Source organism: Streptomyces rhizosphaerihabitans (assembly GCF_025399795.1).
Classification (GTDB): Bacteria; Actinomycetota; Actinomycetes; order Streptomycetales; family Streptomycetaceae; genus Streptomyces; species Streptomyces rhizosphaerihabitans.
The window spans coordinates 37,045-51,893 of sequence record NZ_JAODTZ010000029.1; the positions used below are offsets into that span (position 1 = coordinate 37,045).

The following is a 14,849-nucleotide window of genomic DNA, read 5'->3' on the forward strand; positions in this document are numbered from 1 at the left end:
TGCCGCAGTCTTCTCTGTCGCTGTGGCGTTCGGCGCCCTGGGGGGCTCGGGTCTTGATGCCGGGGGTGCCCGGACATGGGCCGGCCCGGACAGCGGTTGGACCAGCGTGAAGGCGACCGTGGCGGACAGCGGCTGGACCGCTGCCGAAGCCGTCCCGGGTGACAGCGGCTGGACCGACGTCGAGGCGGCGGCTCTCCCCGGGGACAGCGGCTGGACGGTCATCTCCGCGGGCGCAGAAGCATGACCATTCCTCCCGACGACCGCTCCTTCCGCCGAGAAATGGCCACCGCCTACCGATCCGGCTGGCATTTCATAGACCTGGTCACCGCCATCCCCGGCAGCGGCGACTCGCTGATGGTGACCGTGTTCGGTGAGCCCGTCGTCGTCACCCGCGACGACGACGAGGACGTACGGGCCTACCGGTGTCTGCGGCGGCCTCGGGGGGCGCCGCAGCCCGTCCGGTGCGCCATCCGTTACGGAATGATCTTTGTGAACCTCGACCAGCGTGACCACCAGCTGGCCGGACCGGACGTCCCGGACGTTCAGACCATCGCAGCCACCCCCCGCAGTGCCTGACGCGATTCCCCCGTCGTAGTAGATCGCGCAGGTACTTCCCCCCGCAGCGGCGTCACCGTGACCTGAACACGGTGACGCCGCTGCAGTTTTCGGGGAAACCTCCGGGTTTCGCCGGATCCCGGCAAGGGCTGGAACCAGTCGCAGGACGTGGGGCCGCGGGCCCGGGTTCGTGTGCGGGGCCGGGTTCGTGTGCCGAGCCGCGGAGCAGGGCGCGGGGCCGCGGCCCCCGTCGGCTGCCCGGGTGCTCGTTCCGCCGGCCGGTGCCCGTCGCGGGCTCATCCGCGGCCCATCGCCGCCGTGAGCTCGATCTCGATCACCACGCGGGACGGGTTCGGGGACGGCGTGCGCTCGTACCGATCCGCGTAGCGCCGCACCGCCTCCGCGACGCGCGCCGGGTCCGTGGAGACCCGTGCCCGCCCCTCCAGCGTCGCCCAGCGCGGGCCGTCCACCTGGCAGACCGCCACGCGCGCCCCGTCCGGCCCCGCCGCGAGCACGTGGCCCACCTTCGCGCTGGACTTGTTGGTGATGACCCGAGCGAGACCGGCCTGGGGGTCGTATGTAACGCCGACGGGCACCGCGTGCGGGCTGCCGTCGGGCCGGAGGGTGGTCAGGGTGCACAGATGGCGCTCGCGCCAGAAGCTCAGGTAGGCGGCGTCGGGCTGCCGCGGGTCCACCGGATAGGAAGCCATGAGGCCCGAATCTACGCCTCGCGGGTGTCCATTTCCCTCCCCTTGCAGCCTTGAGTGGAATAGACTCAACTTTGTGTACGTTGACCGGGTCAGGAAACGGTCAGGAACATCAGGAGGAGGAGAACGCGAACGTGGACGCCGAGCTGACCAACAGGAGCCGGGACGCGATCAACGCGGCCAGCAACCGCGCCGTGAAGGAGGGGCATCCGGACCTCACCCCCGCCCACCTGCTGCTCGCTCTGCTGGAGGGGCAGGACAACGAGAACATCATCGATCTGCTGGCAGCCGTGGACGCCGATCAGGCCTCCGTGCGCGCCGGCACCGAGCGCGTGCTCGCCGGCCTGCCCAGCGTGACCGGCTCCACCGTCGCGCCCCCGCAGCCCAACCGCGAGGTGCTCGCCGTCATCGCCGACGCCGCCGAGCGCGCCAAGGAGCTCGGTGACGAGTTCATCTCCACCGAGCACCTGCTCATCGGGATCGCCGCGAAGGGCGGCGTGACCGGCGACGTACTCTCCCAGCAGGGCGCCGGTGCGAAAAAGCTGCTGGACGCGTTCCAGAAGAGCAGGGGAGGGCGCCGGGTGACGACCCCGGATCCCGAGGGCCAGTACAAGGCGCTCGAAAAGTTCGGTACGGACTTCACCGCCGCGGCGCGTGAGGGCAAGCTCGACCCCGTCATCGGCCGGGACCACGAGATCCGCCGGGTGGTGCAGGTCCTGTCCCGCCGCACGAAGAACAACCCCGTCCTCATCGGCGAGCCCGGCGTCGGCAAGACCGCCGTCGTGGAGGGGCTCGCCCAGCGGATCGTGAAGGGCGACGTACCCGAGTCCCTCAAGAACAAGCGGCTCGTCTCGCTCGACCTCGGCGCGATGGTCGCCGGCGCGAAGTACCGGGGCGAGTTCGAGGAGCGGCTGAAGACCGTGCTCGCGGAGATCAAGGACTCCGACGGGCAGGTCATCACCTTCATCGACGAGCTGCACACCGTCGTGGGCGCCGGCGCGGGCGGCGACTCCGCCATGGACGCGGGCAACATGCTCAAGCCCATGCTCGCCCGCGGTGAGCTGCGCATGGTCGGCGCCACCACCCTGGACGAGTACCGCGAGCGGATCGAGAAGGACCCGGCGCTGGAGCGGCGTTTCCAGCAGGTGCTGGTCGCCGAGCCGACCGTCGAGGACACCATCGCCATCCTGCGTGGTCTCAAGGGCCGCTACGAGGCCCACCACAAGGTCCAGATCGCCGACAGGGCGCTGGTGGCCGCAGCGACCCTGTCCGACCGCTACATCACCTCCCGCTTCCTTCCCGACAAGGCCATCGACCTCGTCGACGAGGCGGCCTCACGGCTGCGCATGGAGATCGACTCCTCCCCGGTCGAGATCGACGAGCTCCAGCGGGTCGTCGACCGGCTGAAGATGGAGGAACTGGCGATCGGCAAGGAGACGGACGCCGCCAGCCGGGAGCGCCTGGACAAGCTGCGCCGCGACCTCGCCGACAAGGAGGAGGAACTGCGCGGCCTCACCGCCCGCTGGGAGAAGGAGAAGCAGTCCCTCAATCGCGTCGGTGAGCTGAAGGAGAAGCTCGACGAGCTGCGCGGCCAGGCCGAACGCGCGCAGCGAGACGGCGACTTCGACACCGCCTCCAAGCTGCTGTACGGCGAGATCCCCACCCTGGAAAGGGACTTGGAGGAAGCCTCGCGGGCCGAGGAGGAGGTCACCAAGGGCACGATGGTCAAGGAGGAGGTCGGGCCGGACGACATCGCGGACGTCGTCGGCGCCTGGACCGGCATCCCGGCCGGCCGTCTCCTGGAGGGCGAGACGCAGAAACTCCTGCGCATGGAGGCGGAGTTGGGCCGCCGTCTGATCGGCCAGACCGAGGCCGTGGGGGCGGTGTCCGACGCCGTGCGCCGCACCCGTGCCGGCATCGCCGACCCGGACCGGCCCACCGGCTCCTTCCTCTTCCTCGGACCGACGGGCGTCGGCAAGACCGAACTGGCCAAGGCTCTCGCCGACTTTCTCTTCGACGACGAGCGGGCGATGATCCGCATCGACATGTCGGAGTACGGCGAGAAGCACAGCGTGGCCCGGCTGGTCGGCGCGCCGCCCGGGTACATCGGCTACGAGGAGGGCGGCCAGCTCACCGAGGCCGTGCGCCGTCGCCCGTACAGCGTGATCCTGCTCGACGAGGTGGAGAAGGCGCACCCCGAGGTCTTCGACATCCTGCTCCAGGTGCTGGACGACGGGCGGCTGACGGACGGTCAGGGGCGGACGGTCGACTTCCGCAACACCATCCTGATCCTCACCTCGAACCTGGGCAGCCAGTTCCTGAGCGGACAGGGCCTCGCCGATCCGCTGAGCTCCGACGAGGAGCGCAAACGGCAGGTCCTGGAGGTCGTCCGCGCCTCCTTCAAGCCGGAGTTCCTGAACCGGCTGGACGACCTCGTCGTCTTCTCGGCGCTCGACCAGGCGGAGCTGGAGCGCATCGCCAGGCTCCAGATCGACCGTCTCGCGAAGCGGCTCGCCGAGCGCCGGCTGACCCTGGAGGTCACCGACGCGGCGCTGGCCTGGCTGGCCGAGGAGGGCAACGATCCGGCGTACGGAGCGCGCCCGCTGCGGCGCCTCGTCCAGACCGCCATCGGCGACCGGCTGGCCAAGGAGATCCTGGCGGGCGAGGTCAAGGACGGCGACACGATCCGCGTGGACGCCTTCGGCGACGGCCTGATCGTGGGGCCGGCGACGGGCAAGACGCTGTAGCTGTAGCTGTAGCTGTAGCTGGCCGGAGCCGGAGCCGGAGCCGGAGCTGTAGTCGGCACCGGCACCGGTACCGGCACCGGCGTCAGGACCGGTATACGGCGAGTGAAGGGCCCGCGGCGGGTGTGCCGCGGGCCCTTCGCCCGCCCGGACCTGTTTCCTCCGGCGCCTCGCCTCCTGTGCCGCTGTCGATCACCGGCGGAACGCAGGTCGGCCGTTCGGCGCATGTTCATGCCACCGCTGTGCGGGCGACTCCCGGCGTGCCTGTGCGGACCGTCCCCGCCAGGCCCGATGCCCGTAGGTGACCGGATCTTGTCAGCCCCCGGCGGACAGGCCCCGTCAGGGGTTGCCGCTCCCCTCCCCGCATGGGGGAGGATGGCACCATCCGTACGAAGGGAAATACACGGTGAGCATCGACCCGTCCTCGATTCCGAACTTCGGGGGCCAGCCCGAGCCGCAGTCCGGCGGCCCCGCGGGCCCCGTGGTCCCGGATCAGGACCTCGTGAAGCAGCTCCTCGACCAGATGGAGCTGAAGTACGTCGTCGACGACGAGGGTGACCTCGCGGCGCCGTGGGAGGAGTTCCGTACCTACTTCATGTTCCGCGGCGAGGGTGACCAGCAGGTCTTCTCGGTGCGGACGTTCTACGACCGGCCGCACCAGCTCGACGAGAAGCACGCGCTCCTCGAGTCGATCGACGACTGGAACCGCCGCACCCTGTGGCCCAAGGTCTACAGCCACACCCACGACGACGGTACCGTCCGCCTGATCGGCGAGGCGCAGATGCTGATCGGCACCGGCGTCAGCCTGGAGCACTTCGTGTCCTCCACGGTCAGCTGGGTGCGCGCCGCCATCGAGTTCGACAAGTGGCTCGTCGAGCAGCTCGGCCTGGAGCAGGAGATCAACGAGGCGGAGGAGAAGCCCGAGGACGACGGCGAAGCCGAAGACGAGTAGGCCCGTCCTCGCAGCGGCGCTCCTCACGGCGCGCACCGGCCCCTGGGACAGGTCCTAGAGCGGGGTGCGCGCGATCACGACCAGATACGCGCCGTAGGCGAACGAGAGCCCGGCCAGGGCACCGACCACCAGGGTCGCGTGCCAGGGGCGGGCTCTCGCCGTTCGCACCAGCGCGCGGGCCAGTGGCAGCAGCAGCGGGAACGCCGGCAGCAGGAAGCGCGGCTTCGACTCGAAGAACCCCGAGCCGCCCAGCGCGATCAGCAGCAGGACGCCGCTGTAGACCAGCAGCGGCAGGGGTGCCCGGTCCGCGATCAGCAGCGCGTAGAGCAGCACGGCCGCGGCGACGATCACCATCGTCATGGGGAACACGAACCGGTCCCCGTGCAGCAGCAGGTGTTTGACGAAATGGAGCGACCCCGCGCCGAGGTCGAAGCGTGAGCCCCACAGCCGCTGCACCTGGAAGTAGCCGCCGAGCCAGTCCCCCTCGCGGTGCCCCACCCACAGCACGTAGCCGGCCCAGCCGACCGGCGCGAGCACGGCGCCCGTCCACAGCCTGTGGGTAACTTTTCCGCGGCGCCGCCAGATCTCGTGCGCCGCCGCCGCGAGGACCGCCGCGGCCACCGTGAAGCCGTTCGGCCTGGCCAGCCCCGCGAGCGCGGCCAGCGAGCCCGCCCACAGCCAGCGCCCCTCGAGCACGGCGTACAGCGACCAGGCGGCGAACGCGGTCAGCACCGGCTCGGTGTACGCCATCGTCAGCACCACCGAGTGCGGCAGCAGACCCCACAGCAGCACCAGCGCGGTACCGACCGCCCGGCCGTGCAGACGGGCCCCGATCGCGTACACCCCGCACACGGCGGCCGCCGCCGCGAGCCAGGAGACCAGCAGGCCCGCCGAGCCCCCGGTCAGTGGGGTCAGCGTGGTGACGGCCCGTACGAGGGCCGGGTAGAGCGGGAAGAACGCGAGGTCGCTGTGGACGACCGTGGGGTGGAAGTGGAGGCTCCGGCCATAGCCGTGCGCGGCGATCCCCAGATACCAGGTCGAGTCCCAGGACCGCGCGAGCAGGGCGACGGGGTGCCCGCCGGTGGCCCAGGCGGTCCCGGCGAGCACGAGGAGGCCGACCAGGCGTGCGGCGGTGAACAGCCCGAGCGCCGTGACCGCGGCGTACGGCAGGCTGCGTGCGGCGCGGGACGGTCGGACGGCACGGTCGCCGGGCTCCGTGAGAGCGGGGCGAGCGAGGGTACTCGGGTGGGTCACATCCCGAACTGTGCGTTCCCTACGGGGTATTTGCGAGCTTTGATCGTCCGTGCGGGTTCCGTTCCGGGGTCCTCGGCGCGCCGCCCGCACGCGGGGTGCCACCAGTGCTAAACGGCCCCCGCACGGCGGGTTCCTCCCCCCTTCCACCCTGGCCCACGCCTCCTGGCCCGGCGTGGCCTCGCCCGGTCCGCGCCTCCGCCCCGGCCCACGTCCGCGGTGCGGCGCGGCTGCGCGGCCTGGTCCTGCCCGGCCCGTCCCTGCCCGGCCCGTCCCTGCCCGGCCCGTCCCTGCCGGGTCGCGTCTGCCCGGCCTCGCCCGGTGGGGTCCGGCCAGCGCTTCCGGCCCGGCCCAAGTCCGCGGTGCGGTCCGGCCCGGTGCACCTGGCCCTGCCGGGCGGCACCTGCCCTGCTTCGCCCGGTGCGGTCCGGCCCGCGTCTCCCGGTCCGGTCCTGCGCGGCTTGGCCCTGCCCGGCCTGGCACTTGCCCGGTGCGGGCCGCGTCTCCGGTGCGGGCCGGACGTGCGGTTCGGCCGCCGGGCCTTCGAAGGCGGCCCGGACTGCGGCCCACCGGACCCGTCCGGCGGCCCACCGGACCCGTCCCGAATCGCGACCGCGGTATCCCCGTCGGCCCTGACCTGCTCATCCTCACGCTCCTGGTGACGGGAGCCAGGACCCTTCGCTGAACCTTTGGGCGAACCGTCTTCCCCTCTCGCCCCGGTCCGCCCCGGGACAGCGGTAGGTCAGGATGCGAGGCGGCGCAGACGGCCGGTGGCCTCGTGGAGCACGTCGGTCGTCTTGCAGAACGCGAAGCGGACGAAGGGCGCGCCCTGCTCGCGGTGGTCGTAGAAGACGGCGTTCGGGATGGCCACGACCCCGGCGCGTTCGGGCAGGGCGCGGCAGAAGGCGAAGCCGTCCGTCTCGCCGAGCGGGCGGATGTCGGTGGTGATGAAGTACGTGCCCGCAGGCCGGAAGACCTTGAACCCCGCCTCCGTGAGCCCGGCCGCCAGCAGGTCCCGCTTGCGCAGCATGTCCGCGCGGAAGGTCTCGAAGTACGCGTCCGGCAGCGCGAGCGCCTCGGCGACGGCGTACTGGAACGGCCCCGACGCCACGTACGTCAGGAACTGCTTCGCCGACCGTACGGCGCTGACCAGGGCCGGCGGAGCGGTCACCCAGCCCACCTTCCAGCCGGTGAACGAGAACGTCTTGCCCGCACTGCCGATGGTGACCGTCCGCTCCCGCATTCCCGGCAGCCCGGCCAGCGGTACGTGCTCGGCGTCGTCGAAGACCAGGTGTTCGTAGACCTCGTCCGTCACCACGAGCAGATCCCGCTCGACGGCGATCCGCGCGATCTCCGTCAGCTCGGCACGGGTGAGGACGGTACCGGTCGGATTGTGCGGGGTGTTGATCAGCAGCAGCCGGGTCCGCCCGGTGACCGCGTCGCGCAGTTCGTCGAGGTCGAGCCGGAAGCGCTGGGGGGAGAGCCCGTCGTGGGTGCCCTCGTCGGGGCGCAGCGTCACGGGCACGCGTGTCCCGCCCGCCATGGCGATGGAGGCCGCGTACGAGTCGTAGTACGGCTCCAGGGCGATCACCTCGTCGCCGGGCTCCAGGAGCGCGAGCAGGGCCGCGGCGATGGCCTCGGTGGCGCCCGCCGTCACCAGGACCTCGGTGTCGGGGTCGTACGACAGGCCGTAGTGGCGCTTCTGGTGCGCGGCGATCGCGGTGCGCAGCTCGGGGACACCCGGACCCGGCGGGTACTGGTTGCCGCGCCCGTCCCGCAGCGCGCGTACGGCCGCCTCCCGGATCTCCTCGGGACCATCCGTGTCCGGGAAGCCCTGTCCGAGGTTGATCGAGCCGGTGCTCATCGCGAGGGCGGACATCTCGGCGAAGATCGTCGTCCCGAACTCGGCGAGCCGGCGGTTCAGAAAGGGGCGCGCGCTGGAGGTCATGCCGGTCATCCTGCTCCGAAGCCCGGGAGTTCCTCAACCGACGTCCACGGACGGACGCTCCTCGTTTTTCGATGCTCAGGAGTTCCTCAACTCACCCACGGCAGTCGGCACCTGCGCCAATACGCGAAGCGTCACCTCTGAGCAGCGAGGGAGCCCGTTGTCCACTGTCGTCATCTGCCATCGTCGAGTACCCCCGCACGGCCCAGGGATGGCCCGAGCGCGTGTCGCGGTGTGCACCTTGATGCGGACCGCGGGCACGTGGGCGTTGTGGCAGCCGCTCGGCTGGGGATGCGCCGTGCTGCGTCACCGCGATCCATGCCGTGCCTCAGTCGGAGACTCACATCATGACGTGAGCCCGGTAGGACGGGCTCCCTTGGCAGGGCCGGCGCCACCGCGCACCCGCTCGCACCGGCATCCCACGCAGGGCCGCCAATGCCGAAATTGCGGGGCTGGTGCATCAGTGGGCGAGGCGAACCAGTGTGACGCCGCTCATTGGCTGGCGGCGTCACACTGAATTTGCGCTCCGACCTCATATCCATCAGGTCCATCAAGGGGATTTCGCGACGACGGTCAACCCGTCCCGCACATCCCTCGGTCGACCGCAAGGATTCGGCATTGACCGCATTCTTGCCTGCTGGGTGACCGCACCGCCGACCTGATCCCTTGCTTGCTGTTGCAAGCTTGTTCAGCCCTTACGCCGCCTTCATCGCCCGATCTCCGTAGATCTTGGCGGCTCGCTCCCCATCGCATTCCGTGCACTATTGGGAATAGGCGAGTGGGGATGCATTCATGGCGTCCGCTTCGGGTGTGGGGGCGAAGTCCGGCTGGGTGCCGAGGACGGCACCCACAACGAACTCCTCGCCCTCGGCTGCCGATACGCCGAGCTGTGGCGGATTTTCGTCGGTGACGCGGACGGGACCAGCGGCGCTTACGCGGTGCCGTGGCCGGTGCTGACGTCCATCGGCGTGCCTACGGAGCCGTTCTGGTGCCAGACCTTGACTGTCACCCGGTTGCCCTCTGGAATGTCGACCCCGACTCCGCCCGTCACGCAGGTGCCGGCGCCGCCCGTGGCCTCCGTGTAGTCGGTCTCGGTGCTGCCGTTGTCGTTGATGAAGGTGACGGACATCTTGGCGCGTTCACCGTCGGCGTAATTGTCGCATATCTTCCAGTCGTCCCCGTTGGAAATGAAGGTGCCTGTAGCGGCCGTGTACGCGCAGGCAACTTGGGAACACCCGCCAAACGATGTGACGATAACGTCCGTTCCAGCGAGTGAGGGAGTCGCCGCCAAGATTATGGCTGCAGTGGCGGCGCCGCCGACAGTGATCGCATTTCTGAAAATTGATACACGATTTCCCATAATGCATCCTTACGTTTCAAGGGGAAGGTGGAGCAAGATCGTAAGGCATGTCTGTGGGGAATGGAAGGTGTTAAAGATGGTGGCCGATTTGTGGGTAGAACCCCAACTTTTGCCAAGCTCATCCGGATTTGGATTTCATTGGGTCTGCGCTTCAAGTTCTACGAAGGTGCCGTGTTCGGTCCACCGTCATCCCCGTCGCTTCACAGAGTGTGGCCGGCGCCATCACGCTCACCGCGGATGGCGGAAGACGGTCCGGGGACTGACGAGGGGCCGGCCGAACCATCAATGTCCGTCAACTCGCCGTGGCTCGCGATCACGCCGGGCGGAACCTTGGGGGTCGACTGCTCTGTGCAGGTCAGGGGCCATTTTTATGTGTTGACCCTCAGAAGTTCCTCAACTCTGCTTTGGGCCGCGGAGCGCGGGGGCATCCCCCTGTCACGCAGGACCGGAATCGAGAAGCACGGCCCACGGGGGGCTGCTTCGGGGGAACGGAAGGAGGGTGACGCCATGATCATCGGCATCATCCTGGCGGTCATTGTGCTTGTTGTGGTCATGAGGGCCGTCGGTGGAGTCAGGAAGGGATGGCGCCGCTCCCGGAGCAGCGGTGGTGGCAGCAGCAGTTGGTGGGCCGGGGGTGCGGACGGCGCCTCGTTCGGTGGTTCGTCCGACGGCTCGTCGGGTGGGCACCACGGGGGCCATGGGGGTCACTCCTGCGGGGGGCACTCGTCGTGCGGAGGCTCGTCCTGCGGAGGCGGGTCCTCGTGCGGCGGGGGCGGATGCGGCGGAGGCAGCTGACACGGGGCAGCTGAGCTCCCTGCGGAAACGCATCCGGCGCACGTCATTGTTGAACAGTTGAGCTGTGGAGCCCTCGGGGGGATGGAAACCCCACGAAGTTGGGTAAAAACGCTGTGGCGGCACCACAGTTCATGATTCCCTCTAAACCACCAAAGCAGCCCTGGTAAATCACCAAGCAGCCCTGGGCCGACAGGCCTCGGAAGTCCGTCGGATGGTCCTATCGGACGCGTCCTTCGGATGCCCTTCCGGCCGGGCTGACCGGGCCGTTCCCCCGGTGTTGACCGGGTGCGCCGGAACCCCACCTCACCTTTGCGTGCTAGCGGAGCCGACCCATGCTCACGACCCTGAAAACCTCGTACACCGACACGCGCGCGGCCGATCTCGCCTGGACCCTGGGCCGCGAACCGCTGCCGGCCCTCGCCACCCTCGACCTCGAACTCGCCGGGGCGAAACTCCAGTTGAGACTGCTCGGCGCATCACACCAGGTACTCCTGGAGGAGGAGCGGGGCAGCTGTTCGGAGACCGTCGCGTGCATCGCCGGCAGCAGCACACCCCTTCCGCTCGGCGTCGCGAAGCGGTTCGACGACTGGGAGTACGAGTTCGCGGCCCGCGTCGAGGTCCTGTCCCCCGGCTCCTTCGCGGGCCGCGCCCAGGAGTTGCTGGCGCTGGTCTCCGACCACCCCCAGGGTCTCGCCGGTGTCTTCCCCGGCAGCCCGCACGCGTTCACCGCGATGCTCGCCCAGCACCACGAGGGCCAGGTCCATTGGCGTACGTGGCACGCGTACCCGCAGGACGGCCAGTTGGTCGCGACGCGTACGCGGGTCGGCGTACGAACGGACGCCTTCAGCGTGTCCGGCGTCTGAGGACCGGGGCGCGCGAGCGGACACGTCGACGTGTCCGGTGTTCCACGTCCCGGTGTTCCACGTCCCGGTGTTCCAGGTCCTGTGTCCCGGACCTGTGTTCTACGTCCGGTGTCCCGTGTTCCCCGTGCCAGGCCGTGTTCCACGTCTTCCGGTGTCCCGTGTTCTGTGTTCGGCGTCTCCGCTCTTCGAGCCTCACGTCCCGTGTCCCGTGTCCGGCGTCCGGGGGGGGGGGCGTGGCGGACGTGTGGCGGGACGCGGTAGGTGCGGATGCGGGGTTCGCGCGCGGTGTGCCGGGAAGATGCCCAGGTCAACTCTGTGCACCATGAAGGGCAACGGTTTCCACACGTGTGGGTGACGAGACGTAGTGGCGGCGTGACGTAGCGTTCACGACGTGATCGAACCGCACGCGCCAGCTCCCCCCGGCGCGCCGCCGCCCTGGGGCGTCCAGGGCCAGGCGCGGCTGCCCGTCCGGCCGGGCATCGGCAGGTTCCTCGTCCTGGTGGGAGTGTTCGTCTGCGCGGCATGCGGACTCGTGTACGAACTCGAACTCGTCGCCCTCGCCTCGTACTTGATCGGCGACTCGGTCACCCAGGCGTCCGTCGTGCTCTCCGTCATGGTCTTCGCCATGGGCGTCGGCTCCCTCGCCGCGAAGCGGCTGCGCCCGTGCGCCGCGGCGGGTTTCGGCGCCGTCGAGGCGGCGCTCGCCCTGGTCGGCGGATGCAGCGCGATGGCCCTGTACGCGGTGTTCGCCTGGACCGGCGCGTGGGGCGGCCTGTGGGCCGACGGGCCCCGCTGTCTGCTGGTGGCCTTCTCGCTCACCATCGGCCTGCTCATCGGCGCCGAAGTCCCCCTCCTCATGGAGCTGATACAACGCATCCGCCGCCAGGACCCCGGCGGCGCCGTCGCGGACCTGTTCGCGGCGGACTACGTGGGCGCCCTCGTCGGAGGCCTCGCCTTCCCGTTCCTGCTGCTGCCCCTGCTCGGCCAGCTGACCGGCGCGCTGCTGACCGGAACGGTGAACGCGGTCGCCGGCGGAGCCCTCGTACTCGGCCTGTTCCGAAAGGACTTGACCCGACGCGCACGCTGGACCCTGATCGTCGCCAACGTCGTCGTCCTCGGCCTTCTCGCCTCGGCCGCGGTGCTGGTCGGCGACTTCGAGCGGGCCGCACGGCACGCGCTGTACGGGGCGGACGTACGTGTCGCCCTCCGCACCGGTGTCCAGGAGGTCGTCCTCACCGGCGGCACCCGCGGCCGTCCGCTCCACCTCTTCGTCGACGGCCGCCTGCGGTTCAGCGGCCGCGACGAGCACCGCTACCACGAGGCTCTCGTCCACCCCGCGATGAACGGTCCGCACGCCCGCGTGCTCATCCTCGGCGGCGGAGACGGACTGGCCGCCCGCGAAGTGCTGCGCCGCTCCGGGGTGCGCCGTATCGACATCGTCGAACCCGACGCGGACGTGGTCCGGCTGGTACGCCACGACGCCGCGCTGTCCGCCCTCAACCAGCATGTGTACGACGACCCCCGGGTGCACGAGGTGACGGCGGACGCCTTCAGCCGGCTGCGCGACGCCCGGCTGCGCGGCGCCCGGTCGACGTACGACGTCGTCATCTCGGACCTGCCCGACCCGGGCATCACCGCGAGCACCAAGCTGTACTCGCAGGAGTTCTACGGCCTCGTGCGCCGTGTCCTGGCCCCCGGCGGGCGCCTCGTGGTCCACGCGGGCCCGCTTGCCGACCGGCACCGGGCCTTCTGGACGGTCGACGCGACGATCCGCGCGGCCGGGCTTTTCACCAGGCCCTACCGTGTCGGCGGCCGGGACTCCGGGTTCGCGGCCGGTCCCGGCCGCGTCGGCGGCGGCGCGGCGGGCTCCGCGGGCGACTGGGGTTTCATCCTGGCCTCCCCTACGCCCGGGCCCCTGCGGCTGGACTCCTCCTGTCCGCGGCTGCGCACCCTCACCCAGGCGGCCCTGACGGCGGACGCGCGCGCCGCCTCCCGCAGCCGCTTCCTCCGCCCCCTCCCGCCCTCCACGCTGGTGCATCCGCGGTACACCGACTGAGGCCCAGGTGCGGGAATCCCGGGATACGCGGGTGCGGTCCGGGTCCTGCTGGGTAGGCTCGGCTGACATGGAGCATGAGGTGTTCGTTCCGTTTCCGGCCGGGCGGCTGAGGGAGGCGCTGGCCGATCCCGTCCGGGTCGCCCGCGCGATCCCGGGTCTCCAGCAGGACGCGTCGGCCGTCTCCGACAGCGCGGCGGACACGGACGTGGTCTCGCCGTCCGTCTCCGGGACCGAGCCGTCCGTCTCCGGGACAGGGCAGGACGCCGCGGAGACGTCCTCCCGCGCCGGGCGCGAGGGGGACGCGGGAACCGCGCGTGTCGCCGGGCGACTGAAGGTCCGCGTCGCCGGTCACACGATCACCTATCGCGGCGCGTTCCGCGTCACCGCCCAGGACGACGGCTCGTACACCGTCGAGGGCGACGCCTCGGAGGTACGCGGCGCGGGCGCCGTGAAACTGGCGCTGACCCTGCGGCTCCTCCCCGCCGACGGCGGTACCACCCTCGCGTTCGGCGGTACGGCCTCCGGTGACGGCCGCGTGGCCGAACTCCCGCACGACGCGGTGTCCTCAGCGGGACAGCGCCTGCTGACCCGCTTCGGAGAAACGCTGACAGCAGACCTCGCGACACGGCCCGACTCCGCGTCCGGAGCCGGTTCCACGTCCACGCGCGTGTCCGAGTCCGCGGCCGGCTCTGCCACTGAACCCGGGTCCGGCTTCGAACCAGGCGCCGCGCCCACGACGCCCGAGCGGGGGTCCGGGGCGGACTCCGAGCCGGAGTCCGGCGCCGAACCCGGCTCCCCGTCCGGGCTCGGTACCGCGTCCGACTCCGGTTCCGCATACGGTGTCGGCCCCGCGCCCGAGCGCGAGTCCGAGCCCACAACCGACCCCGACCCCGACCCCGACTTCGAATCCGGGTCCGAGCCGGAAGCCGGAGCCGAGGCCGGACACGGAGCCAAGACCGAAGCCGAGCACGGAACCGGAGCTGAGCCCGAGACCGAACCCGAAGCCGAGCACGGAACCGGAGCCGAGCCCGAGACCGGAACCGAGGCCGAACCCGAGACCGGAACCGAGGCCGAACCCGAAGCCGGACCGGGACCCGAAGCCGGAGCTGAATCCGAATCCGGAGCTGAATCCGGAGCTGAATCCGGAGCCGAATCCGAAGCCGGAGCTGAATCCGAGGTCGAATCCGGACCCGAGGTCGACCCCGGAACGGGCTCCGGCGCCGGTGCCGGAGTCGAGGGGGCCTCCCTCTTTGAGACGGACGTGCCGCTTGAGGCGGATGTGCCGCCCTCTTCGCTCGATCCGTCGGCCGGGGACGACGAGTTCGACGGGGAGGACTTCGTCGCCGAGGCCGAGGCCGAGGCCGCCGCACCGGGGCGCGCGGACGCGATGGCCGAGGCGGCCCATGCGCGGCGGACGATGATCGGCCGCAGCGCGGAGGAGGTGGACCACGCTCCGCCGCGTGGCCGCTACGCCCCCGTGCCACCCCCGGAGGCCACCGCCGCCCGCGACACCCTCCGCTGGGCGGCCCCCGCCGCGGCCCTGGCGCTGGCCTCGGCGATCGTCGTGACCAGGGCGCTGCGCAAGCGCCGTTGAGGGAGCGGTGAGGGCGGGAAACCACAG

At 70.8% G+C, this 14,849-nt stretch carries 11 protein-coding genes; 7 read left to right on the top strand and 4 right to left on the bottom strand.

What is annotated here, in order from left to right; all coding sequences use genetic code 11:
* The first annotated feature begins 106 nt into the window (after positions 1-106).
* Both N4G66_RS26465 and N4G66_RS26470 read left to right on the top strand, forming a co-directional pair.
* On the top strand, positions 107-244 hold the full coding sequence (locus tag N4G66_RS26465) for a hypothetical protein (protein ID WP_261706702.1): 138 nt from the start codon (positions 107-109) through the stop codon (positions 242-244).
* Positions 241-576: a hypothetical protein gene (locus tag N4G66_RS26470; RefSeq protein WP_261706703.1), complete on the top strand. Its 336-nt coding sequence runs from the start codon at positions 241-243 to the stop codon at positions 574-576. The genes N4G66_RS26465 and N4G66_RS26470 overlap by 4 nt, the downstream gene beginning before the upstream one ends.
* Before the next feature lie 275 nt (positions 577-851).
* Here N4G66_RS26470 and N4G66_RS26475 read toward each other — a convergent pair whose 3' ends face one another.
* On the bottom strand, positions 852-1,265 hold the full coding sequence (locus tag N4G66_RS26475) for a pyridoxamine 5'-phosphate oxidase family protein (protein WP_261706704.1): 414 nt from the start codon (positions 1,263-1,265) through the stop codon (positions 852-854).
* Between the two features lie 131 nt (positions 1,266-1,396).
* Between N4G66_RS26475 and clpB the strand changes: the two genes are divergently transcribed.
* A complete protein-coding gene (gene clpB / locus N4G66_RS26480) occupies positions 1,397-4,009 on the top strand; it encodes an ATP-dependent chaperone ClpB (RefSeq protein ID WP_261706705.1) in 2,613 nt (870 codons plus the stop codon).
* A gap of 403 nt (positions 4,010-4,412) precedes the next feature.
* Positions 4,413-4,958 (top strand): YbjN domain-containing protein, encoded by a 546-nt coding sequence (locus N4G66_RS26485; RefSeq protein WP_261706706.1) that lies wholly within the window; start codon positions 4,413-4,415, stop codon positions 4,956-4,958.
* A gap of 54 nt (positions 4,959-5,012) precedes the next feature.
* Here the strand turns inward: N4G66_RS26485 and N4G66_RS26490 are convergent, their stop codons facing one another.
* The 3 genes from N4G66_RS26490 to N4G66_RS26500 all read right to left on the bottom strand — a co-directional run bounded on the left by N4G66_RS26490 (position 5,013) and on the right by N4G66_RS26500 (position 9,514).
* Positions 5,013-6,212 (bottom strand): glycosyltransferase family 39 protein, encoded by a 1,200-nt coding sequence (locus N4G66_RS26490; protein ID WP_261706707.1) that lies wholly within the window; start codon positions 6,210-6,212, stop codon positions 5,013-5,015.
* A gap of 739 nt (positions 6,213-6,951) precedes the next feature.
* On the bottom strand, positions 6,952-8,166 hold the full coding sequence (locus N4G66_RS26495; protein ID WP_261706708.1) for a pyridoxal phosphate-dependent aminotransferase: 1,215 nt from the start codon (positions 8,164-8,166) through the stop codon (positions 6,952-6,954).
* Positions 8,167-9,085: 919 nt separating this feature from the next.
* Positions 9,086-9,514, bottom strand: coding sequence for a hypothetical protein (locus tag N4G66_RS26500; RefSeq protein ID WP_261706709.1), 429 nt, complete (start codon positions 9,512-9,514; stop codon positions 9,086-9,088).
* Positions 9,515-10,641: 1,127 nt separating this feature from the next.
* Here N4G66_RS26500 and N4G66_RS26505 point away from each other — a divergent pair.
* From N4G66_RS26505 to N4G66_RS26515, 3 genes are all read left to right on the top strand, one after another.
* A complete protein-coding gene (locus N4G66_RS26505; RefSeq protein ID WP_261706710.1) occupies positions 10,642-11,172 on the top strand; it encodes a DUF2617 family protein in 531 nt (176 codons plus the stop codon).
* Positions 11,173-11,563: 391 nt separating this feature from the next.
* On the top strand, positions 11,564-13,228 hold the full coding sequence (locus N4G66_RS26510) for a polyamine aminopropyltransferase (protein ID WP_261706711.1): 1,665 nt from the start codon (positions 11,564-11,566) through the stop codon (positions 13,226-13,228).
* A gap of 67 nt (positions 13,229-13,295) precedes the next feature.
* On the top strand, positions 13,296-14,822 hold the full coding sequence (locus N4G66_RS26515) for a hypothetical protein (RefSeq protein WP_261706712.1): 1,527 nt from the start codon (positions 13,296-13,298) through the stop codon (positions 14,820-14,822).
* The last annotated feature ends 27 nt before the right edge of the window (positions 14,823-14,849 follow it).